Origin of the sequence: Paraburkholderia phytofirmans, assembly GCF_046028095.1 — a bacterium.
Classification (GTDB): Bacteria; Pseudomonadota; Gammaproteobacteria; order Burkholderiales; family Burkholderiaceae; genus Paraburkholderia; species Paraburkholderia phytofirmans_A.
The window spans coordinates 640585-662709 of the sequence record NZ_JAQQDJ010000002.1 but is presented as its reverse complement, the minus strand read 5'-3'; the positions used below and the strand labels follow the sequence as shown (position 1 = coordinate 662709).

At 64.7% G+C, this 22125-nt stretch carries 16 protein-coding genes; 6 read left to right on the top strand and 10 right to left on the bottom strand.

Features of this window, described 5'->3' with window-relative positions; genetic code table 11:
- Positions 1–12: 12 nt before the first annotated feature.
- Positions 13–2637, bottom strand: coding sequence for an AAA family ATPase (locus PQR54_RS07445; protein WP_408244746.1), 2625 nt, complete (start codon positions 2635–2637; stop codon positions 13–15).
- Positions 2634–3776 (bottom strand): metallophosphoesterase family protein, encoded by a 1143-nt coding sequence (locus tag PQR54_RS07440; RefSeq protein ID WP_408244745.1) that lies wholly within the window; start codon positions 3774–3776, stop codon positions 2634–2636. The genes PQR54_RS07445 and PQR54_RS07440 overlap by 4 nt, the downstream gene beginning before the upstream one ends.
- A gap of 226 nt (positions 3777–4002) precedes the next feature.
- Here PQR54_RS07440 and PQR54_RS07435 point away from each other — a divergent pair, with 226 nt between their 5' ends.
- The 4 genes from PQR54_RS07435 (at position 4003) to PQR54_RS07420 (ending at position 9506) form a co-directional block, all read left to right on the top strand.
- Positions 4003–5292, top strand: coding sequence for a DUF445 domain-containing protein (locus tag PQR54_RS07435; protein ID WP_408244744.1), 1290 nt, complete (start codon positions 4003–4005; stop codon positions 5290–5292).
- Positions 5293–5428: 136 nt separating this feature from the next.
- A complete protein-coding gene (locus tag PQR54_RS07430) occupies positions 5429–7381 on the top strand; it encodes an AI-2E family transporter (RefSeq protein WP_408244743.1) in 1953 nt (650 codons plus the stop codon).
- A 162-nt stretch (positions 7382–7543) separates the two neighbouring features.
- Entirely contained in the window at positions 7544–9295 is a 1752-nt protein-coding gene (locus PQR54_RS07425; RefSeq protein WP_408244742.1) for an FAD-dependent oxidoreductase, read from the top strand.
- 19 nt (positions 9296–9314) lie between these two features.
- Positions 9315–9506: a hypothetical protein gene (locus PQR54_RS07420; protein WP_132377342.1), complete on the top strand. Its 192-nt coding sequence runs from the start codon at positions 9315–9317 to the stop codon at positions 9504–9506.
- 57 nt (positions 9507–9563) lie between these two features.
- Here PQR54_RS07420 and PQR54_RS07415 read toward each other — a convergent pair whose 3' ends face one another.
- Genes PQR54_RS07415 through PQR54_RS07405 form a run of 3 tightly spaced genes read right to left on the bottom strand, consistent with a single transcriptional unit; the run spans position 9564 to position 12586 of the window.
- The gene (locus PQR54_RS07415) at positions 9564–10547 is read right to left on the bottom strand and encodes a 2-dehydropantoate 2-reductase (RefSeq protein WP_408244741.1); all 984 of its coding nucleotides are present in this window, start codon (positions 10545–10547) and stop codon (positions 9564–9566) included.
- Positions 10548–10551: 4 nt separating this feature from the next.
- Positions 10552–11343, bottom strand: a complete 792-nt coding sequence (locus PQR54_RS07410) for a class II aldolase/adducin family protein (protein ID WP_012427250.1) — start codon at positions 11341–11343, stop codon at positions 10552–10554.
- A 43-nt stretch (positions 11344–11386) separates the two neighbouring features.
- Positions 11387–12586 carry an amino acid aminotransferase gene (locus PQR54_RS07405; RefSeq protein ID WP_408244740.1) on the bottom strand — a complete coding sequence of 400 codons (1200 nt, stop codon included), beginning with the start codon at positions 12584–12586 and terminating at the stop codon, positions 11387–11389.
- Positions 12587–12817: 231 nt separating this feature from the next.
- Between PQR54_RS07405 and PQR54_RS07400 the strand changes: the two genes are divergently transcribed.
- The gene (locus PQR54_RS07400; protein ID WP_408244739.1) at positions 12818–13759 is read left to right on the top strand and encodes a LysR family transcriptional regulator; all 942 of its coding nucleotides are present in this window, start codon (positions 12818–12820) and stop codon (positions 13757–13759) included.
- Between the two features lie 136 nt (positions 13760–13895).
- Here the strand turns inward: PQR54_RS07400 and PQR54_RS07395 are convergent, their stop codons facing one another.
- Positions 13896–14714: a helix-turn-helix transcriptional regulator gene (locus tag PQR54_RS07395; RefSeq protein WP_408244738.1), complete on the bottom strand. Its 819-nt coding sequence runs from the start codon at positions 14712–14714 to the stop codon at positions 13896–13898.
- 143 nt (positions 14715–14857) lie between these two features.
- On the opposite strand from PQR54_RS07395, the gene PQR54_RS07390 reads away from it, so the two are divergent.
- Positions 14858–15736: an alpha/beta fold hydrolase gene (locus PQR54_RS07390; protein WP_408244737.1), complete on the top strand. Its 879-nt coding sequence runs from the start codon at positions 14858–14860 to the stop codon at positions 15734–15736.
- A 40-nt stretch (positions 15737–15776) separates the two neighbouring features.
- On the opposite strand, the gene PQR54_RS07385 is transcribed toward PQR54_RS07390, so the two are convergent.
- From PQR54_RS07385 to PQR54_RS07370, 4 genes are read right to left on the bottom strand one after another with little or no spacing between them, the layout of a single operon-like run.
- The gene (locus PQR54_RS07385; protein WP_408244736.1) at positions 15777–16904 is read right to left on the bottom strand and encodes a hybrid sensor histidine kinase/response regulator; all 1128 of its coding nucleotides are present in this window, start codon (positions 16902–16904) and stop codon (positions 15777–15779) included.
- A 9-nt stretch (positions 16905–16913) separates the two neighbouring features.
- On the bottom strand, positions 16914–17528 hold the full coding sequence (locus PQR54_RS07380; protein WP_408244735.1) for a chemotaxis protein CheB: 615 nt from the start codon (positions 17526–17528) through the stop codon (positions 16914–16916).
- Positions 17529–17538: 10 nt separating this feature from the next.
- The gene (locus PQR54_RS07375; RefSeq protein ID WP_408244734.1) at positions 17539–18384 is read right to left on the bottom strand and encodes a CheR family methyltransferase; all 846 of its coding nucleotides are present in this window, start codon (positions 18382–18384) and stop codon (positions 17539–17541) included.
- 18 nt (positions 18385–18402) lie between these two features.
- A complete protein-coding gene (locus PQR54_RS07370) occupies positions 18403–21966 on the bottom strand; it encodes a response regulator (RefSeq protein WP_408244733.1) in 3564 nt (1187 codons plus the stop codon).
- Between the last annotated feature and the right edge of the window lie 159 nt (positions 21967–22125).

Genomic DNA, 22125 nt, shown 5'->3' with positions numbered 1-22125 from the left:
GTTTGAAGAACGCTAAGCCGCCACCTTCAAATCCTCAATCGCCCGCTGCCGCACGCCCAGGTCATCCCACAACTCCGGGTGGCAAGTGAACACCAGAATCTGATGGCGCGTGGCCGCGTCGATCAGCGCGCGCTTGATCGCGTCGCGCCGCGCGGCATCGGTATGCACCGCGGCGTCGTCGAGCATGAGCAAGGTCGGCCGGCCTGACGCCTTCAACAGATCCGCGTAAGCGAGCCGCGTCAGAATGCCGAGTTGTTCGCGCGTGCCGAAGCTGAGCGCCTCGAGCGTGTCCGCGCGGCCAAAGCGGTCCAACGTCGCGGGACTCAGATCGTCGCCGAGCGCGATCGTGGATTGCGGAAAAATCCGCTTCAGATAATGCCCGAGCCGCTCGGTCAACGGCGCGCGCAATTGCGCGACCGCGGCGTCGCGTTCGTCGACCAGCACTTCGTCGAGCAGGCTCAACGCGCTCGCGCGCAAGCCGAGTTCGTCCTTGCGCCGCGTCGCCTGTTCGACCTTGGCCTGCACCGCCGCCAGACGCTCGCCGAGACCGGACGCGCCGACCGTCTCCAGTTGACTGCGCAACGCGGCGATCTTCACCTGGCGATCGTTCTGCTCGCCGCGCGCGAGTTCCGCCGACGCGCGATAGCGCTTCGCCTCAGCCGCCGGGTCGTCGAGCCGTGCCGCTTCCAGTTCGCGCTCGCGCCCTTCGCGCTGCTTGCGCAGTGCCTCGACCTGCACGCGTTGTTCGACGATCTTCGCCTGCCATTGCGCACGGTTGCGGCGGAACGCTTCGTCGTCCAGTTGCGCCTGCTTGCGCTGCAATTGATCAGCGAGCGATTCCGCGTTCGCCATGCCGGTCGATTTTTTATCGGCCGCCTGCGTCAGCACTTTCCGCGCGGCTTCCAACGCGTCGCGCGCGATCTCGGCGTTGCGGCGCGCTTCGTCGAGCGGCGCCGCCGCCGATACGTCGGGCAGACCCGCGAGCCGCTCATTGGCGGCCTGCATGCGCGCCACGGCCGTCGCCGACGCTGCGCGCAACGCTTCGATGCCCTGCGGCGCGTGCACGTCGAGAATCTTCGCCTGGCTTTTCTGCTGCGCGAGCGCCGCCTTCCAGCACTCGTGCCGCGCTTCGCCCTCGCCGAGCGACGCGACGCCGAGCGCCTGCAACAACTGCGCATGCTGGGCTTCGAGCGACGCGAGTTCGGACAAACGCGCCGGCAGATCCGAGACACCGGGAATCACCCGCAATTCGCCTAGCGCGCCGAGGCCGATCCGCTTTTCTTCGTCCACACGCAGCACGCCCTCGCCGCTTACCGGTTTTTCGTCAACGGTAATCGCGCCGTTCAGGCGATATTCAATGCGGGTCATCGCGGCTTCGGTGCGAGCACGCAACACGCTCAACTCGCCGCCGAGCGCGGCGAGCCGCTTCAGCTTCGCCTCGTCGATTTCGAGCGTGGCCGCTTCGCGCGCGGCTTCGAGCACGGCATCGTTCGCCTTGCTGGCTGCGGCAATCGACGCTTCGAGCCGCTCGCTTTCCGCGCGAAAGAGTCCGATCTGGCTGCGCAGATCGGCCGCGGTCACGGCTGCGTTAGCCAGTTCGAGCGCGCGGTTGGCATTCGCGGACGCCTGCTCGAATTGCGCGACGCTGGCCGCGGCATCCGCGTGCTCGGCCTGGACCGCCGCCACACTCGCCCGCAACGCATCGAGTTGCTGGCGCTCGCGCGCGACGGCCGCTTCCAGGTCGAGCGCGTTCTGCTCCTGCTGCAATGGCAAAGCCAGTTCGGCTTCGCTCGCCTTCACTGACTGCTCAAGTCCCTTCAGGCTGCTCTCGAGTTGCACGACGGCATCGGCGCGTAATTGCGCCTGCAGCGCCTTCTGCTCGTGGATTTCCCACGGGCGTTTGCGCTGCGTATCGTCGAAGGTTTGCTGCTGCGTGGCGAGACTGGCAATGTTCGCCTCGAACTGTTGACGCTGCTGTTCGAGATCAGCCCGCTCCTCGATCAGGCGCGTGAGAGTCTGTTCGGCCTCGGCGAGCGGCCCAGTCGACTTCTGCGTGCGCGCGGTGAGCAGTTGCCGAAGCTCGCGCTGCACGGCGGCGATCAACGCATCCTCGCCTGCCGATTCGCGGCCGCCCGAGAGTTGCGACAGCGCATCGCGCAGATACTGCGCCGCGTGGCCGGTGGAATCGCGCATCTCCTGCGTGCCGCCTTGCTGCACCCACAACAAACCGGGGACGCCCGCGTTCTCCGCCTTCAACGGCCCGCGCGCGGGGCGCGAAAAACCGAGCAAGGCCGCGAGCTTGTCTTCCGCTTCATCTTCACCGAACGCGCTCTGGCCAATTCTCAGTTCACAGCGCTGCCGTGTGACGAACTGCTTGGACAAGCGGCACGCCATGCCATCCAGCTCGAAGCTCACTTCGACCGACGGCTGCCCGCTCGCCTTGCCCCACGGCAACAGGTCTTTCAGATGCGAGGCCTTGTAGCGCTCCAGAAACACCGCGCGCACCGCTTCGGCAATGGTGCTCTTGCCCGCTTCGTTCGGACCGACAAAAAGATTCAGACCGGGCTGCAGATCGTCGATGACGAGCTTGCCGGTGAACTGCTTGAACTCCTGAATCGCAATACTTTGCAGCTTCATGCGGACCTCGCTTCGCGCGGCAGTTCACGTTGGAAACGCGCCAGAAGCAGCAATGCCTCGGCCGCGCGCTTGACCTCTTGCGGGTCGGACTGCGGGTCCTCCTGCAAGCCACGCAGACGCGCCACCACTTTCGCGAGGTAGCCGCTTTGCGCGCCGAGTTCGGCGAGATCGTCGTCGGTGGGGAGCACTTGCAGGCCGCTCAGGTCGACGCGCAAAGCTCGCACGCGCGCGCGGGCTTCTTCCACGGCGACGCGAAGCGCTTCGGCGTCGGCCAGCGCTGCCGTGCCGCCGACTGACACGCGCAGCACGTCATGGCTGCCTAGCGTGGCGAGGCGCGCCTTGAGCGAATCCACATCGGTCGGAACGCCGATGGTTTCCTCCCACCGATGCCATTGATATTGACCGACCCGCACCGGCTCGACCACCGGCGACGCGCCCGGCTCGCTCAGCGTGACGTCGAGCATGAAGCCAGGATCGTTGGCGCGGAAGCGGTCCTGCTCATGCGTGCCCGCGTACCAGATACGCTCATCGACACGCAGATGCCCGTGCCAGTCGCCGAGCGCCAGATAGTCGAGACGCGCGCTCGCGGCCCGCGTCGGCGCGATGGGATTCGACGAGTCGATGCCTTCCTGCAGAATCCCGCTCACGCTGCCGTGCGCGAGTCCGACGCGGTGATAGCCGGGCGGCGTCTCCGCACTGTCGAAGAAACCGGTGGTGTCGTCATACGTGATGCGCTGCGTGAGCGGCGCGCACAAGAGCGCGCAGCGGCAGTCGTCCAGCAGCACCACGCCGGGTTCGAGCACCACGCGCACATTCGGCGCGATGCAGTTCAGGCGCTGCGCGCGCGTCCACACGCTCTCGACGAGCGCGGCGTCGTGATTGCCCGGCAACATGATCCACGGCCCCGCGAACGCTTGCAGCGCGCCGAACAGACGGCGGATCACCGTGTCGGAGACGGTTTGCAGATCGAAGACGTCGCCGGCCACGAGCACCGCATCCACATTGCGCGCGGCGGCTTCTGCCGCGATCCGGCGCACGGTCTCGAAGCGCGCCTCGGCAAGATGCGCCGCCTCGTCCGGCTCGAACTGGCCGAATTGCGTGCCGATCTGCCAGTCCGCGGTGTGCAGAAACCTGATCACTGTGCCTCCCTTCCGTTTCATTCCGTTCAATTGCAAGCTGCCTCGCCAGGCAAGGCAGCGCAGTCTAACCGCAGATGTTACCGTGCCCGCGCGGCAAAGCTAGTCCTCGACGGCGAGCGGGGCCTGGCCCATGCGCCCGCGAGCGGCGCTACACTCGTGGTTTCCGGCTGCGCTCGCTGAGCGCGCCGCATGATTTCAATCGACCTGGACCCGTTGCCTGCCGCCGATGAACAAAGCAATCGAACTGAAGAAGGCCAAGCGCACCCCGCTCCTGCTGTTGTTCGCCGCCGCCTGCGTTTTCGTGGTGACCGCGTTCATGCCGCGCGGCATCTGGGTGGACGGCATCAAGGCGGTCGCCGAGGCCGCGATGGTGGGCGCGCTCGCCGACTGGTTCGCGGTGGCCGCCCTGTTTCGCCGCGTGCCGATCCCGGTCGTCTCCGCGCACACCGCGATCATTCCGAGGAACAAGCATAAGATCGCCGACAACCTCGCGGTGTTCGTGCAGGACAAGTTCCTGGATGTGCCATCGCTGGTCGGTCTGATCCAGAAGCACGACCCGGCGCGCAGCATCACCGCGTGGCTGACGCAGCCGGAAAACACCGCTCGTTTAGGCGACTACGTCGTCAAGCTCACCAGCGGCATTCTCGAACTGACCGACGACGTGCGCATTCAGGTTTTCATCAAGGACGCGCTGCGCGACGTGCTCGCCAAGGTGGACCTGTCGCAATCGATGGGCTCGATTCTCGACACGCTCACCAAGGACGGCCGCCATCAGGAGCTGCTCGACGCCGGCATCGAACAGGTCGTGGCGCTGCTGCGCGAACCGCACGCGCGCGAGTTCATCGCTGAGCGGATCGTCGAATGGGTGAAGAGCGAATACCCGAAGATGGAAAAGATTTTGCCCTCGACGTTTTCTGCGTGGCTGGGCGACAAAGGCGCCGAAACAATCGCCAACGCGGTGAATCGCATGCTCGAACAGATCAGCGAAAATCCCACGCACGAGCTGCGTCAGAAGTTCGACGACGCCGCGCACAAGCTGATCGTCAAACTCAAAACCGATCCCGCGTTCCTGCAAAAAGGCGAGGAACTGAAGCGCTATCTGGTGGAAGGCGACGCGCTCAGTTCGTATGTGAAGGACATGTGGGGCGAATTGCGGGCGTGGCTCAAGCGCGATCTGCAAAGCACCGACTCGGCCCTGCACGCACGCGTGGTGGCGATGGGCCAATGGGTCGGCCGCGAACTCGCGCACGATCCGGCGTTGCGCCAGTCGCTCAACGATCACCTCGAAGAGGCCGCGCGCACCATGGCGCCGGACTTCGCGCGTTTCCTGACGCGCCATATCAGCGACACCGTGAAGAACTGGGATTCGCATGAGATGTCACGGCAGATCGAACTGAACATTGGTAAGGATCTGCAATACATCCGCATCAACGGGACGATTGTGGGCGGCTTTATCGGCCTGCTGCTGTACGCGAGCTCGCAATTGCTGGGCTTGCTGCGTCTGCACATGGGATGAGCGATAGGCCGCCCTGCTTCAAAGCGCCTACAATCCGGGCATATGAATTGCTCATGCGCTGTGCCCGGACACCCTCACCCTGTCCGCGAGCGGCCCTTATAAAAACGACAGCGCGTCTCAATCGGAAAGTGTGCTCATGAAAATCTCGTTACCGCCGTCAGGGCGGCCGAACCGCGTTTACCCGCCGGGCACGCCGAGTCTGCACGGCTTAGCGTCGGTGATTACCGGCGTGGTGGTGGTGTGCGGCTTGTACTTCGGCCGCGCGGTGTTGATCCCGATCACGCTGTCGGTGTTGCTCAGCTTCCTGCTCGCTCCGCTCGTACAGATGCTGCGGCGTTTCCATATGGGGCAATTGCCGTCGATCTTCATCGCCGTGTTGTTCGCGTTGGCCAGCTTACTCGCCGTCGGTGCGCTGATCACCGCGCAACTCGTGCAACTCGCTGCCGACCTGCCGCAGTATCAGGAGGCGATCGAGCAGAAGATCGAGACGGTGCAGGAGAAAACCGTCGGCCGCGCCGATTCGCTGATGAGCCGCGCCGCCGTCGCGTTGCAGCGCGTGTCCCCGCCCAAGCCGAACCCGCCGCGTCCCACCGGACGCGCCGCGCGCAACGCGCCCGCCGTGCCTCAGCCAGTCGAAGTGCACGAACCCTCGCCCACGCCGATGCAGCTCGCGCAGCGCGCGTTGTCGCCGGCCATCGCGCCGATCGAAACGACCTTTATCGTGCTGGTCGTGACGATCTTTATCCTGCTGCAACGCGAGGATTTGCGCGACCGCTTGATCAGCCTGTTCGGCTCGCGCGATCTGCACCGCACCACCACCGCGATCAACGACGCCGCCGTGCGTCTGTCCCGCTACTTCGTCGCGCAACTCGGTGTGAATCTGAGTGCGGGTGGTGTGATCGCGATAGGGCTCGCGATCATCGGCGTGCCGGGTGCGCTGCTGTTCGGCGTGATCGCCGCGCTGCTGCGCTTCGTGCCGTATATCGGCATCTGGATCGCCGCGATTCTCGCCGTGTTCCTCGCGGCCGCGATCCAGCCGCAATGGACCATGGCGGTCTATACGCTCATCCTGTTCATCGTCGTCGACGTGGTGGCCGGGCAGATCGCCGAGCCGCTGCTTTACGGCCACCGCTCCGGCCTGTCGCCGCTCGCGGTGGTGGTGGCGGCGATTTTCTGGAGCTGGCTGTGGGGGCCGATCGGCCTCGTGCTTTCGACGCCGCTCACGTTGTGCGTGGTCACGCTCGGCCGCTACGCCGACCGGCTGAACTTTCTCACGGTGCTGCTGGGCGATCAGCCCGCGCTCACGCCCGCGCAGAACTTCTATCAGCGGCTGCTGGCGGACGATCCGCATGAGGCCATCGTGCAGGCGGAGCGCCTGTTGCGCGAGATGTCGCTGATCGACTACTACGACAAGGTCGCGCTCGAAGGGCTCAAGCTCGCCCGCAACGATGCAATGCGCGGCGTGCTGATGCCGGACCAGTTACAGCGCATCAACGACGCGCTGGTGGACATCGTCGAAAACCTGGAAATCGCGGACGGTTTGCCGGACCGCCTGGCGCGCAGCGAACCCGCCGATACCGCGAGCGCGCTGCTCGCTTCGGCCTCGGCCGATCTGTCCGAGCGGCACGACAGCCACATTTCGGCGCACCCGCAGATGCGCCGCGAAGCAGAAAAAACCTCGGTGCTGTGCGTACCCGGACGCGGTTCGTTCGACGAAGTCACCACCGCGATCGCGGTGCAACTGCTCGCCCGCCAGGGCCTCGCGCCGATGATGGCGACGCATTCGGGCTATCGCAGCGCACGCGCCGACGAACCGAGCTTCAAGGACGCGCCGATCATCTGCATCGTCTCGCTCGATGCGCCGGAATCGCCGCCGTATCTGCGCAACATGCTGCGGCGCACGCGCGAGTGGCGGCCGCGCGCGACGCTGGTGGTCGGCGTGGGCGGCGCGCCGGAAGGCGCCCCGGAGATGGGCGCGACCGGCGCTTCGCACGCGGCGCCCACCTTCCGCGCGATGGTCGAGGAATGCCAGGCGGCTTCGAGCGTGGCGCACGCGCGCAACGCTTCGCACGTGGGCGGAGCGGACTAGGCGCCTTCGCCGTGGGTACAGCCGCCCGGCGGCATCGCTGTACCCAAAATGAGGACAGCCGCGCGCGCACCCTCCTTCATACTTCGCTATCGATTCGCACCGCCTCGAAGAGCTAACCAGCCCCGGCGGTCGATCCCGGCATCGAAGCTCCAGGAGACCCGCATGAGCCGCCCCTTTAAACCCTATCCGTTTTCGCCTCGTCACTATGAAGGCGTGGCGCCACCACTCGTCGATGGGCGCGATCCTGTCAGGCGGCCGGTGGCGATTGTCGGCGGCGGCCCGGTCGGCATGACGCTGGCGCTCGCGCTGGCTCGCCAGGGCGTGCGCTCGGTGCTGATCGAAGCCGACGACGGCGTCTGCACCGGCAGCCGCGCGATCTGCATTTCGCGGCGCAGCCTGGAAATCTTCAAACGGCTCGGCGTCGTGCAACGCTTCCTGCAAAAAGGCTTGCCGTGGACCGGTGGCCGCAGCTTCTACCGCGATGCCGAAGTGTTCCGCTTCGCCATGCATCAGGACGACGAGCAATCGCTGCCGCCGATGATCAACATCGCGCAATATCAGATCGAGCAGTTGCTGCTCGACGAAGTGGAACGGCATGCCGACCTGATCGATATCCGTTGGCAGACGCGCGTGACCGGCATTGAGCAACATACGGACGAAGGCGGTCGCGCCAACCTCGACAACGCGGGCGGCGCGACGCTCGCCCTGCGCACCGGCGACACCGCATGGCAGATGCACGCCGACTGGGTGGTGGCCTGCGACGGCGGCCGCAGCACGATTCGCGAGGCGCTCGGCCTCAAGCTCACAGGCACGACGTACGAAGGCCGCTATGTGATCGTGGATATCGAACTGGACAGCGCGCGCGCCACCGAGCGCCTCGCCTATTTCGATCCGCCGTCCAATCCCGGCTCGACGGTGCTGGTGCACAAGCAGCCCGACAACGTCTGGCGCATCGACTACCAGCTTCGCGACGACGAAGACCCGGACGCCGCCGTGCAGCCCGAGAACGTCATGCCACGCGTGCAGAGCGTGCTCGATTCGATGGGCGAAACCGGCGCATGGTCGCCGATCTGGATCACCGTCTACAAGGCCAACGCATTGACGCTCGAACGCTACCGGCACGGCCCGGTGCTGTTCGCAGGCGACGCCGCGCATCTCGTGCCGATTTTCGGCGTGCGCGGCGCTAATTCCGGTATCGACGACGCGGACAACCTCGGCTGGAAACTGGGCTGCGTGGTGAACGGCGTGGCGTCGCCGCGTCTGCTCGATAGCTACAGCGACGAGCGCGTGTTCGCCGCGCGCGAGAATCTGAGTTACGGCATGAAGAGCACGGAGTTCATGGCGCCGCCCTCGTTCGCCTTCGATCTGATGCGCCAGGCCGTGCTTGGTCTCGCTGAGCATCATGCGGCGGTGCGTCCGTTGATCAATCCGCGGCAGACGCATGCGATTGCCTATGTGCAGTCACCGCTGAACGACGCCGCTGGTGAAGCGAGCGACGCTTTTGCGCAAGGCCCCGCGCCTGGCACTGTGCTTCCGGAATGCAGACTCAAACATAGCGACGAAGGCGTCTTGGTCGATATCCATCTGACGGATCTGCTCGGGGCACGCTTCACTGCGTTGCGCTTCGGTGCGAACGCGAAAGACGACTCCGCGCAAGACACAGCGTGGCAGCGGTTGCATGACACGCTTGCCGAACAACGTATCCCGTTCAAAGCCGTCAAGCTGGTCAGGAACGACACGCATAACGTCGCGAACTCAGACGTGATCGATCACACCAGCCGTTTGCACGACATGCTCGACGCCACGCCCGGCACGGTCTATCTGATTCGTCCCGATGGCCATGTACTCGCCCGCTGGCGCGACGGCCGCGCAGAAGCCACGCAACGCGCCATCAACGCGGCGCTGACGATCTAATACAAAGGAGACAAACAACATGACCGATAGCGATCTCGACCTCGTCTACACGACGCTCTGCAAGACGCTCACGAACGAAGGCGAGGCTCAGGCGCCGTTGTATCTGGCCCGCCTCGCGATGCTGTGTCTGACCGAACTCGACAACCCGCGGCGCGCGTTGTCTCTGATCGAAGCGGCACGGCTGCCGGCTTCGACTGCGGTGACGGCATAAGGCGTAAAAAAGCCGCCACGCCATGTGAGGCGCGGCGGCTTTCGCTTGAGGTTACTGTTACTGCTTCGGATACAAACCCAGCGTCCTCGCATGCAGGCGCGCGAGACCGAGCAACGCATCCGTATACGGCGTAGCGACGCCTGTCAGTTGTCCCAGTTCGCGCACCGCGGCCACCAGCGCGTCAAGCTCGACTGCTTTACCCGCCTGCACGTCCTGCAGCATCGAGGTTTTCATCGTGCCGAGTTTCAGCGTGACTGCGTGGCGGTCCTCCGGGTCCTGATCAATCGGAATGCCGAAGCGTGCGCCGATTTCCTTCGCTTCCAGCATGATGCTCGTGACGAAGTTGCGCACCAGTTCGTCGCTGAGAATCCGGTCGGTGGTCGCGCCGGTGATGGCGCTGATCGGATTCATCGTCATATTGCCCCACAGCTTGTACCAGACGTCGCGCTGAATCTGCGCCGACCCCGACGCATTGAAGCCGGCCGCCACGAGCGTGGCCGTGAGCGCCGCGACACGCTCGCTCGCCCGCCCCGACGCCTCGCCGATAATCAGCCCATTACCCTGATGATGCCGGATGACGCCCGGCGCTTCGACGAGGCAACTGGCGTGCACCACGCAACCCACCGTTTGCGCGCTCGGAATCGCGGCGGCAATCGCGCCGTCCGGATCGATCGACTTCAGGCGCTTGCCGGCGAAGTCCGCGCCGAGTCCGTCGCAGAACCACCAGGGCACGCCGTTCATCGCGGTCAAGACGATGGTTTGCGCGTCAAGCAGCGGCGCGATCCGCGCGGCCACCGACGCCATTGCCGGACCTTTGACGGCGACCACGACGAGATCCTGCACGCCGAGATCCGCGGGATTCTCGCTCGCATTCACTTTCACGGCATGCGTCGCGCCGCCTTCGATCAAACGCAGGCCGTGCTCGCGCAACGCGTTCAGCGTCTCGCCGCGCGCCACCACGCTCACGTCATGACCGGCCTGCGCGAGCTTCACGCCCATCCAGCCGCCAATCGCGCCCGCACCGTAGATTGCTGCTTTCATCGTTTCAATCCTTGTAACTGGCGTCGATGCGGTCCACTCGCCGCACCAACGCGTCGAACACATCCTGGCCCGCGCCGTGACGCGGATCGAACTGCAGCGCGTCGCGCGAGCAGCGAATCGCGACGTCTTCCGGAACCGGCCGCGCGCGGCCCATCGCGAATGTCGCCATCTGGATTTCGCAGGCGCGGTTGAGCGTCCACAGGACCGCGAAAGTTTGCGGCAAGGTGTGGCCCCACGCAAGCAGCCCATGGTTGCGCAAGATCACCGCCTGCCGGTTGCCGATATGTTCCAGCAGACGCGGGCCTTCTTCCGCGTGCACGGTGATGCCTTCGAAGTCGTGATACGCAATGCGGTCGTGCAATTGCGCGCTGTAGAAGTTGGTCTGCTGCAGACCGTCTTCCAGACAGGCCACGGCGACGCCCGCCGTGGTGTGCGTATGCATCACGCAGTGCGCGTCGGGCAAGCCTTCATGAATCGCCGCATGCACGACGAAGCCGGCCGGATTCACCGGATACGGCGAGTGATCGAGCACGCGCCCCTGTGCATCGATCTTCACGAGATTGCTCGCGGTCACTTCGCTGTAATGCAGCCCGAACGGATTGATCAGGAACTGCCGCTCGCCGCCGCTCACGCTGGCGGGAACGCGCAGCGTGATGTGGTTGTAGATCATCTCGGTCCAGCCGAGCATGTCGAAGATCCGGTAGCACGCCGCAAGCTGCACGCGCGCATGCCATTCGTCCGGATGCATTGCGTGGGCCTTCGGCGCGCTCGGCGCTGGTATATCGAGGGTGGTCATTTGGGTCTCCCTGGTTATCGTTGTGTCGATCAAACGTCCGACTCTACGCGCCCGACACCACGGCCGCGATCGACGAAGCCACATACTCCGCATTGCGTTCGTTCAGACCGGCCACGCACATGCGCCCGGAGCGCAGCACATACACCGCGTATTCGCTGCGCAGACGCTCTACCTGGCTTTCGCTCAAGCCGGTGTAGGTGAACATGCCGCGCTGTGCGACGTAGCGCGCGCGCATCACTTCATCCACACGGCCCGCGAGTCCGGTGTAAATCGTGCCGCGCATGGCGAGAATCCGCTCGCGCATGGTAGCGAGTTCAGCTTCCCACGAGGCGCGCAACGACGCATCCGCGAGCACGTTGGCGACGAGCCGCGCGCCGTGCGTCGGCGGATTGCTGTAGTTCGCGCGCACCGTCGACATCAATTGACCGAGTACGCGGCCGGCCTCTTCCGCGCTCCTGCAGACCACGCTCAACGCACCGACGCGCTCGCCGTACAGCGAGAAATTCTTCGAGAACGAATTCGCGGCGATCAACGGAATGCCCGCGTCGGCCAGCAGACGCACGCAAGCGGCGTCTTCTTCAAGACCGGCGCCGAAACCCTGATAAGCCATATCGACGAACGCGATCAGCTTGCGGCGCTGCAAAACCGGCACCAGCTCGGCCCATTGGGCCGGGCTCAGATCCACGCCGGTCGGGTTGTGGCAGCACGCGTGCAGCAGCACGACGCTTTTTTCCGGCAAGCGGCCGATCGTTTCGATCATGTCGGCAAAACGCAAGCCGCCGGTGTGTTCGTCGTAATACGGATAGGTGTTGACCGTCAGCCCCGCGCCTTCGAACACGACGCGATGGTTTTCCCAGCTCGGGTCGCTGATCCAGATCTGCGACCCGGGGAAATAACGCTTCAGGAAATCGGCGCCCACCTTGAGCGCGCCCGATCCGCCGATGGTTTGCAGCGTCGCGATCCGCCCCGCCTTGCGCGCCTCGCTGTCCGCGCCGAATACGAGTGCTTGCGCTGCGTCGCGATAGAGCGGGAGGCCCGCCATCGGCAGATAGGAGCGCGGGCCGATCGAATCGAGCAGCGCGGTTTCGGCGCGGCGCACGGCGTCCATTACGGGCAGCTTGCCGGCGTCGTCGAAATAGATGCCGATGCTCAGATTGACTTTGTTGGTGCGCGGGTCGAGTTGAAAGTCTTCGTTCAGGCTCAGAATCGGGTCGCCTGGATAAGCGGGAATGTGGTCGAACATGGCAATTCCTTGAATGTGGCCGCAGCGCGGCCTCGGGTGGCGCTCGTCAGGCGCTCAGTGTGATTTAGCTGTAGCGACAGCCCGCGTGAACCGGCTTGTCTCAGACTGGCGAGACGGAAGTCTAAGCGGGTTTGGCCGGGTGCGTCGATTGGGACAAGTCTCCCCGCATGCGGCACGCTACACAATCAATCGATTTTTCACGATTCGTTAGTTTTTCTTTAGAATCGCCCAATGCCACTCACACGCGTCACCATCCGTCAGTTCGAAGCGTTTCTCGCCATCGTCGATCTGCATAGCATCGGCGCGGCGGCGGAACGGCTCGGCCTGACTTCGTCGGCGGTCAGCCAGTTGCTCGCCGATCTCGAAACGGAACTCGGCTTTCGCCTCTTCGACCGGACCACGCGGCGCGTGAATCTGTCGAGCGCGGGGCAGGATTTTCTGGCGTCGGCGGAATCGGTGTTGCGGCACGTGCGCGCCGCCGCGCAATCCGCCGACGATATCCGCAACCGTGCCGCCGGCATCGTGCGGATCGGTGCACCGCTGGTGCTGGCGGCGACCGCGCTGCCCGCGGCTATCGCCGAATATGCGCGCGACAAGCCCAAGGTGGTCGTGCGCGTTTGCGATACCGTGGTCGAGCAGCTGGTAGAGCGCGTGGAAAGCGGCGACGTGGATCTCGCGATCGGCCCTGACCGGCCCAGTGGCACGCGCGTGCGTTCCGATCCGGCGTTCGCGAGTCCGTGGGTGATGTGGTGCGCGCCGAGCCATCCGTTGAACGCGCGCCGCCGCGTGTTGTGGCCGCATTTGCGCGACGTGCCGATCGTCGCCACCGGCCGCGACCATGAACGCGCGGTCGGGCAGATGCTAGCCAATCTGCCGGTGGAAGCCCGCATCATTCCGGTGGACGTGGTGGACAACGTCACCACGGCGTTCGGCCTCGCCTCACACGGGCTGGCCGTCACGCTCGCGCCCGCCTACGTCGCGCCGTTGGCGCGCACCTTCGGGCTTGTAATGAAGCGCATCGTCGATCCCGAAACGATCCGCGAGGTGTGCGTGTATCGCTCCACCGAGCGCGCGCTGTCGCCGCCCGCCGACGGTTTCGCGGATTTCATCATGCCGTGGTTAAAGCGCTGGGATCGCGAGACGCAGGCGCAGGCACGGGGCAAGCGTGCGTAATTGGTGGCTGCGGTGAGGGGTAGTTGCGCTGCGGGGTGGCTGCGATGAGCGGTGGCTGCGTTCAAAAGACAAACGCCAGTGACAGCCGCTCCGCCTTAACGTGAATCCTGCAAGCCGGCCGCGCTCCGTTTCAGGATCAAGCCCGCTCGGGCGCCATGCACAACGCGAACAACTGCCTCTGGCTCGAAATCCCGAGCCGCGAGTAAGCGCGCTTCTGGTACGTGACCACACTCGCCGGCTTGACGCCCATCTGCACCGCGATTTCAGCGGCGCTGGCGCCTTCGAGCGTGCCGCGCAGCACATCGAGTTCGCGCGGCGTGAGTGCCGGGCAAGCGCGCCTGACCCGCGCCAGCATCGCGGCGGCCGAACCCTGCTGATGCTGTCCAATCAACGCGTAATGGCCCTTCGCCGCGTGCGCGAACAAATGCGCGAGGCTTTCCACGCGTTCCAGTTCGCCCGGCTGAAACACGCCATAGGCACGGTCGCGATACAGATTGATCGACAGCCAGACGCTTTCCATGGGCTGCACGAGCAGCGATAGCCGGTCGGACACGTTCGGCTGCGCATAACAGGCCGCGCGATAGGCTTCGTTTTCGATCTCTTCGCTTTGCTGCTGATGCAGCACCAACGCATCGCGCGCCGGTTTGTCGTGTGGACGGCCGATGATCGCGCGATTGCCGTCGAGCGCATAGAAATGCGTGGTGTAGCGATCGGCGACGTCGCGCAGAAAGCGGCCGCCGCGATGATCGGCGGCCGAAACCGTGCGCGGCCGCGCGTCGAATTCATAGGCGAAGATGGTGCACTGCGAGACCGGCAGCGTATCGCCGACAGTCCTTAAAATGCTGGCCGCGAGCGCGTCGGCATCCGCGTGCGAAATCGACATGACGAGCTCGGTCGCACGCGAAGTGCTGATCTGTTCGCTGCGATGCGGTGGAGAAATGCGCCAGGAACGCATGATGAAATTCGGGTCGCCGTGCTGTGGTTCGGTCCGGCAAGCGTAGCACAGCGGAACAGGAGACTGTTTCCGGTGGTCTGCGAAAACGCCTACAGTTGTCGAGAACGCATGATCGACTCTCAGACTGATCAAGGAGGATTGCCATGACTTCCACGCGCGCGGACATGCGCTATCGCAGCATCGAGATTGACGGCCTGAATATTTTCTACCGCGCGGCCGGCCCGCGCGACGCGCCGGTGATTCTGCTGCTGCACGGATTCCCGTCCTCATCGCGCATGTACGAAACGCTGATGCCGCTGCTCGCAACCGACTACCGGCTAATCGCGCCGGACTACCCCGGTTTCGGCCACAGCAGCGCGCCCTCGCCCGACGCATTCGAGTACACCTTCAACCACCTCGCCGACGTGACCTTGCGTTTCACGGACGCCTTGGGATTGCAGCGCTATACGCTGATGATGCAGGACTACGGCGGCCCCGTCGGTTTCCGGGTGGCATTGTCCAGACCGGAACGAATCGAGGCACTGATCGTGCAAAACGCCGTCGCTCACGAAGCGGGGCTCGGTCCGTTATGGGAAACGCGCAAGGCTTTCTGGAAAGACCGCGCGACGCACGAAGCGGCGCTGCGCGCCAATCTGCTCTCGTTCGAGGCGACGCGCTTGCGGCATGTCGGCCGCAGTCCGAATCCGGATCGCTACGATCCCGATACCTGGACTGACGAATTCGCATTTTTATCGCGGCCGGGTCAGATCGATATCCAGACCGAACTGTTCTACGACTATCGGACCAATGTCGCGAGCTATCCGCTGTGGCAGCGGTACTTGCGCGAGCATCAGCCGCCGACGCTGGTGCTGTGGGGACAGTACGACCCGTCCTTCGAAGTCGCGGGCGCTCACGCGTATCGCGGCGACGTGCCCGGCGCCGAAGTCCATCTGCTGGAAGGCGGTCACTTCGTGCTGGACGAAGCAGCCGATCAGGTCGCCGATCTGATGAGGCAGTTTCTCGCGACGCACCTCGCGCGTTAGTTGCGGGGGCCCGTCCAACGCTGCGCGAGACGCTCGCAGCCTACTTCCCCGTAAACGACCCGCGCTGGAACGTCACCATTCTCGGCAACTCGATCGTAAAGACCGTGCCTACGGCTTCGTCGGAATTCACGCTGACGCTGCCGCCATGCATGCGCGCGATTTCCTGCACGATATGCAGGCCCAACCCCAGCCCCTCGCGCGAGCGCCCACCGCTGTTGTTCGGGCCGAACGCCTTGAACAGATGCGGAAATACCTCGGCCGGAATCGTGCCGCGATTGGCGACTTTCAGACGCACGGATTCGACCGCCTCGCCATCCACCTCGACGCCGATATCGCCGCCCGGCGCGCCATGATGCAGTGCATTGCTCACCAGATTCGACACGGCTTGCCAGACGAGGTCGGTGTCCCACGCGCCCGACGTATTGCCGCGGCTAGCGAACACGATCTGCTTGCCGTTCTCGCGCGAAGCAAATTCGTCGATCACCGAGCGGCATAGCGTCGCCAGTTCGATCGAGCGCGGCTGCAGCGGCAAGCGCCCGCCCTGCAAGCGCGCGAGGTTGAGTAGTTGGTCGACCATGCGCGCCATGCGCAGCGAGCTGTTCTTCACGCGCGCGGCGACGGTGGCCGACTGTTCGTCGGCCGCCGTACGCATCAGGTATTCCGCCGACGCCAGCACCGCGCCGAGCGGCGTGCGCAGATCGTGACTCAGCACGGCCATCAGCATTTCGTTGGCTTCGAGCATCTGCCGCGTGGTGACGAGTTGCGCCGCGAGCTGACGCTTCTGCTGTTCGAGCTGCACGAACACATCGACCTTGGATTGCAGGATCCGCGGATCGAACGGCTTGTAGAGAAAGTCGACCGCGCCGGCCTCATAGCCGCGGAACGTGCGCGACGCGTCCTGCGCGGTCGCCGTCAGAAAGATGATCGGCACGTGCGAGGTGCGCGGGCTGCCACGCATCAGCGCGGCCAGTTCGAAGCCGTTCATGCCGGGCATGTTGACGTCGAGAATCGCTAGCGCGACTTCGTGCTTGAGCAGCAGGTCGAGCGCCGCCGTGCCCGAGTCGGCCACCAGCACGGCGAGATCCGGCCGCGCCAGCAAGGCTTCGAGCGCCGTGATGTTGTGGACGATGTCGTCGACGATCAGAATGTTCACGGGTGAGTTCGTCATGGCATCGCGTCAGAAAGTGGCCGGCAATGCAGCAAGCCGCCGGGCCATGGTTTCGGGAGTGTAGATAGAATCCGCCGCGCCGCGTTCAATCGCGGCGCGCGGCATTTCGGGGGAAGCAGCGGTGTCCGGCGCCTGCACCCAAGCGGTGCCGCCCAACGCGCGCACGCGCTTCAGGCCTTGCGCGCCGTCGTCGTTGGCGCCGGACAGCAGCACCGCCAGCAGGCGTTCGCCGTACACGGCGGCCGCCGATTCGAACAGCACGTCGATCGAGGGACGCGAAAAGCGCACGGCGGCGTCGGTCGAGAGCGCGACGGTGCGGTCCACTTCCACCAGCATGTGATAGCCCGGCGGCGCAATGTGCACGCGGCCCGGCATGATGCGCTCGCCCGCGTCGGGTTCGAGCACCGGCAGCACGCAACGATGCGCGAACGCATCCACCAGATAGCTGCGCGGATCCGGCGGCAGGTGCGTGACGATTATCACCGCCGGCGCAAAGTCCGCGGGCAGCGCACTGAGCAGCACATTCAGCACTTCGATGCCGCCCGCCGAGCCGCCGATCACGACGAGCTCATAGCCGCGCGCCGCTTCGGCATCGACATTGGGCTGGACAGTTGAGCGTGACATGATGACCGGTCTAGCGCTTCTGATAAATGCGTTCGCTCGGACGGAATTCGTCGAACGCTTCGTAGTGTTTGGAAAACCGCAAACTTTCCTTGCTGCCCAAGCCGAGAAAACCGCGCCGCACGAGCGCGTTCTCGAACAGCCCCAGCGCGCGATCCTGCAAGCCGCGATCGAAATAGATCAGCACGTTGCGGCACGACACCAGATGCGCTTCGAGAAAGACTTCGTCGGTGGACAGGCTGTGGTCGGCGAACACCACGCGCTCTTTCAGCGAGCCCGCAAAGCGCGCGCCGCCATAGGCCGCATGATAGTAGTCGGACAGCGAACGCTTGCCGCCGGCCGCCAGATAGTTTTGCGTGAAGCCCTGAATCCGCTCCAGCGCGTAGATGCCGGACTCGGCGCGCGCGAGCGCGTCCGGGTTGATGTCGGTCGCGTAGAACAGCGTGCGTTCGGTGAGGCCTTCCTCGTCGAAGAGGATTTTCAGCGACCAGAGTTCCTCGCCCGTGCTGCACCCCGCCACCCACACCTTGATCGACGGATAGGTGCGCAGACGCGGCAGCACGTGTTCGCGCAGCGCGAGGAAATACGCCGGGTCGCGAAACATCTCGCTGACCTGCACCGTGAGGTACTGGAACAGCCGCGAGAACTCGTCGCCGTTGCGCATGATGCGGTCCTGCAGCTGCGACAGCGTCTTCAGCCCGAATTCCTCGAGCGCCTGCGACAGCCGGCGCCGCAGCGACGACATCGCGTAATGGCGGAAGTCGTGCTGATACTTGAGGTAAACCGCCTCCAGCAGCAGCTTCAACTCGATGTCGAAGTCGCTGATGCGCTGCGGTGCGTCGAATTCGGACTGGCTCATCGTGTTCCCGTGTTCCTTCTACCGTTGCCGCAACCAGACGCGGCACAGCGCCACCAGCTTGTCCACGTCGATCGGCTTCGAGACGTAGTCGTCCGCGCCGGCTTCGAGGCAGCGCGTGCGGTCGTTCGCCATGGCCTTCGCCGTCAGCGCGATGATCGGCAGATGAGCAAAACGCGGATCGCGGCGAATCTCGCCCATCGCGGTCAACCCGTCCATCTCCGGCATCATGATGTCCATCAGGATCAGATGCACTTCGGGGCCGCTTTCCAGCGCTTCGAGCGCTTCGCGGCCGTTGCGCGCAATCTGCAGTTTCGCACCGAGCGGCTCCAGCACGTGCGAGAGCGCGAAAATATTGCGGACGTCGTCTTCGGCCAGCAGGATCGTGCGGCCCTCGAAGGCATTGTCGCGCTGACGCACCGTGCGCAGCATGCGCTGCTGCTCGGGCGCGAGCGACGACTCCACGCTGTGCAGGAACAGCGTCACTTCGTCGAGCAGGCGCTCCGGCGACTTCGCACCCTTGATGATGATCGATTTCGAATAGCGGCGCAGGCGGTGCTCTTCCTCGTCGGACAGCATGCGGCCCGTGTAGACGATCACCGGCAACGCGGCATGCGCGGTGTTCGCGGCAAGCCGTTCGAGCAGATCGTAGCCGGTGCCGTCGGGCAGCGCGAGATCGGTCACCACGCAGTCGAAGCTGAACTTCGCCAAGTACTCCAGCGCTTCGGCCAAGGTTGCGACTGCAACGATCTCGGTGTTTTCGCTTTGCAGCAATGCGCGGATGCTCTCGCGCATCGGCGCGTCGTCCTCGATCACGAGCACGCGTTTGAGGCGCTGTTGCAGACGCGCTTCGAGGCGGCGGATCGCGGCTTCCATCGTGCTGCGCGCGGTCGGCTTGAGCGTATAGCCGATGGCGCCGAGGTGCAGCGCCTTGTCGGCGTGATCGGTGGCCGAGACGATGTGGATCGGAATGTGGCGCGTGAGCGGATCGTTCTTCAGCCACTCCAGCACGGTCAGGCCGGAACGGTCAGGCAGGCCGACGTCGAGCAGCACCGCCGCGGGACGCATGTCGCGCACGAGGGCGAGACCGGTGGCGGCACTGCTGGCGTGGACGAAGTCGAAATCGAGCTCATGCGTCAGATCGCGCAGGATTTCGGCGAAGGCGAGATCGTCTTCCACGGCGACGATCAAGCGGCCGGCGCGGGTGCGGTTGTCGCGGTCGTCGGCAATCGGGCCGTGCGTAGCTTCGGGCGAGTTGCCGCTGGTTAAGCCGTTAGTCAGGCCGTTGGCCGGCGTGATCACGGTGGGCTGGCTGCGGCCCGAAGGTGGGTGCGCCAGCAGCGGTTCGGCCACGGCCTGCGCGCCAGCCGGTGTCTGAGCCGGAGCTAACGCCGGCGCCGCTGCGTGGTGCGCGTCCTGGCTTGCGCTCAGCGCCGCCTCCGCATCGAGCGGCAACCACAGCGTGAACACACTGCCCTTGCCGACTTCGCTGGCGACGGTGATGCGGCCGCCCAGCAAACGCGAAAACTCCCGCGAAATCGACAAACCCAACCCGCTTCCGCCGTATTGACGGCTGGTGGAACCGTCGGCCTGCTGGAACGCTTCGAAGATCATATCGAGCTTGTCGGCCGCGATGCCGATGCCGGAATCGCGCACGTCGAAGCGCAGCGTGCCGCCTTCAGCCGGCGCAACGGACAGCGCCACCTCACCGCGCTCGGTGAATTTCACCGCGTTCGAAAGCAGGTTGCGCAGAATCTGCGTGACACGCTGGCCGTCGGTGATGAAGGTGTCCGGCGTGCCCGGCAAGCGGTCGAACGCAAGGCTCAAATGCTTGGCGCCGGCCAACGGCTTGAAGGTTTCCTCGAGCGCCTGCAGGGTCGCGTCGATCGACACGGTTTCGAGTTCGACCGTTACCTGACCGGCTTCGACCTTCGACAGATCGAGAATGTCGTTGATCAGCACCAGCAAGTCGCTGTTCGACGCGTGGATCGTTTCCGCGTAGCGCACCTGCTCTTCGGTCAGATTGCCGGTGCGATTCTGCTGCAACAGCTTGGCGAGAATCAGCGAGCTATTGAGCGGCGTGCGCAGTTCGTGCGACATATTGGCGAGAAACTCGGACTTGTAGCGGCTCGACTGTTCGAGGCGCGCCGCGTTGGCGGCGAGATCGTCCTGCGCGCGCAGCAAATCGGACTTCTGCCGCTCGAGACGCTGCGCGTATTCTTCGAGTTGCACATTGGTCTGTTCGAGCTCGGCTTGCTGCGCTTCCAGACGCGTCTGCGATTCCATCAGCGCACGGCCGCGCTCTTCGAGTCCTTCATTGGAGACGCGCAATTCTTCCTGCTGCACCTGCAGTTCTTCGTTCAACTGCTGCGTTTCGGCCAGCGCGTCCTGCAGACGCTCGCGGTACAACGCGGCTTCGACGAAGTCGCCCATGCTGCTGGCGATCAGTTCCATGAATTCCTGGTCGCGCACGCCCAGCTCGCGAATGAAGCCCAGTTCGACGACCCCGTTGACCTGGCCGTCGTTTTCAATCGGCATGACGAGCAGGTTCTTCGGCGCGCTCTTGCCGGTCGCGGACACCACCTGCACGTAATCCGCCGGCACGTCGCGCAAGACCAGCGTGCGGCGCGCCAAAGCCGCCTGGCCGACCAGTGTCTCGCCCTCGGCGAAACTGCGCGCGGCGGCCTGCTCGCTTTCGCGGCTAAAACCGTAAGTTGCGATGCGGCGCAGCGTGCCGTGCTGCTTATCGCGCACATAGAGCGCGGCCACGACGGCGTCCAGATATTGCGCGAGAAAGTCGAGCATGGCGCGGCCGACCATCGGCGAGGTGGTTTGACCGACTACCTTTTCAGCAAGCAGGCGCTGCCCGGAGCGCAACCACACCTGCTCCTGCAGCATCTCGGTCTGTTCGGCCTGCTGGCGCAACGCGCCGTCATAGGAGGCCGACAGGCTCATCAATTCGCGGCGGCCCATCCATGCGAGCAGGCCGCTCACGCCCAGGCTGAAGAGCAGGAACACGCTCACCAGCGTGGTGGTGACGCGGCGCGTGGCTTCGCTGCGCTCCTGGCGCAGGCGCAACTCGACATCGAGAAAATCGCCGAATTCACGGCGCGTTTCGTCGAATTCGATCTTGCCGCGCCCGCTCGCCACTGCGGCCTCGAAGTTCTGATTGCGACGGCGCGCGTCGATCATCTCTTCAGCGAAACGGCTCCAGCGTTGCTGGATCGCCTGGATCTGCTTGAGCTTTTCGACTTGCGGCGGGTTGTCGGCGACCATCTCCTGCAAGGCTTCAATCTGCGTCTTGAAGCGCGGGCCGCCGGTTTCGTACGGCGTGAGGAAAGTTTCGTCGCCCGTGATCAGGAAGCCGCGCATCGACGATTCTCGATCGACCGCGAGACGCAGCATTTCATTGGCCTGGCCGATCACTCGCTCGGAATGCTCGGCCCAGTTCATGGTCGAGACAAGGTAGGCAATCAGGCCGACGAAGACGGCCATCGTGACCAGGCCGACACCCAGGGGCAAGGCAATATTGCGACGAAGGATGCTGCGAAAACGATTCTGGTCGACGGCCTGGGATCCGGTCATTTTTTCTGTCTTCGGCGTGGCGAATCAAGTCGATTCGGAATATTTTTCGGGTATTTCGCGTGATTCATTCTCTCGCGAAGCGACGCGCGTAATCATACAGGATGGGTTTGTTTTTGAGACGTGTACATGGCAGTTTAGGCTTGCTGGACGGGCCTGTTG

What these genes read in the sequence shown, in the direction of transcription:
- PQR54_RS07445 (WP_408244746.1), bottom strand. Translation starts at nt 2,637, where the DNA reads ATGAAGCTGCAAAGTATTGCGATTCAGGAGTTCAAGCAGTTCACCGGC.
- PQR54_RS07435 (WP_408244744.1), top strand. Translation starts at nt 4,003, where the DNA reads ATGAACAAAGCAATCGAACTGAAGAAGGCCAAGCGCACCCCGCTCCTG.
- PQR54_RS07430 (WP_408244743.1), top strand. Translation starts at nt 5,429, where the DNA reads ATGAAAATCTCGTTACCGCCGTCAGGGCGGCCGAACCGCGTTTACCCG.
- PQR54_RS07425 (WP_408244742.1), top strand. Translation starts at nt 7,544, where the DNA reads ATGAGCCGCCCCTTTAAACCCTATCCGTTTTCGCCTCGTCACTATGAA.
- PQR54_RS07420 (WP_132377342.1), top strand. Translation starts at nt 9,315, where the DNA reads ATGACCGATAGCGATCTCGACCTCGTCTACACGACGCTCTGCAAGACG.
- PQR54_RS07415 (WP_408244741.1), bottom strand. Translation starts at nt 10,547, where the DNA reads ATGAAAGCAGCAATCTACGGTGCGGGCGCGATTGGCGGCTGGATGGGC.
- PQR54_RS07410 (WP_012427250.1), bottom strand. Translation starts at nt 11,343, where the DNA reads ATGACCACCCTCGATATACCAGCGCCGAGCGCGCCGAAGGCCCACGCA.
- PQR54_RS07405 (WP_408244740.1), bottom strand. Translation starts at nt 12,586, where the DNA reads ATGTTCGACCACATTCCCGCTTATCCAGGCGACCCGATTCTGAGCCTG.
- PQR54_RS07400 (WP_408244739.1), top strand. Translation starts at nt 12,818, where the DNA reads ATGCCACTCACACGCGTCACCATCCGTCAGTTCGAAGCGTTTCTCGCC.
- PQR54_RS07395 (WP_408244738.1), bottom strand. Translation starts at nt 14,714, where the DNA reads ATGCGTTCCTGGCGCATTTCTCCACCGCATCGCAGCGAACAGATCAGC.
- PQR54_RS07390 (WP_408244737.1), top strand. Translation starts at nt 14,858, where the DNA reads ATGACTTCCACGCGCGCGGACATGCGCTATCGCAGCATCGAGATTGAC.
- PQR54_RS07385 (WP_408244736.1), bottom strand. Translation starts at nt 16,904, where the DNA reads ATGACGAACTCACCCGTGAACATTCTGATCGTCGACGACATCGTCCAC.
- PQR54_RS07380 (WP_408244735.1), bottom strand. Translation starts at nt 17,528, where the DNA reads ATGTCACGCTCAACTGTCCAGCCCAATGTCGATGCCGAAGCGGCGCGC.
- PQR54_RS07375 (WP_408244734.1), bottom strand. Translation starts at nt 18,384, where the DNA reads ATGAGCCAGTCCGAATTCGACGCACCGCAGCGCATCAGCGACTTCGAC.
- PQR54_RS07370 (WP_408244733.1), bottom strand. Translation starts at nt 21,966, where the DNA reads ATGACCGGATCCCAGGCCGTCGACCAGAATCGTTTTCGCAGCATCCTT.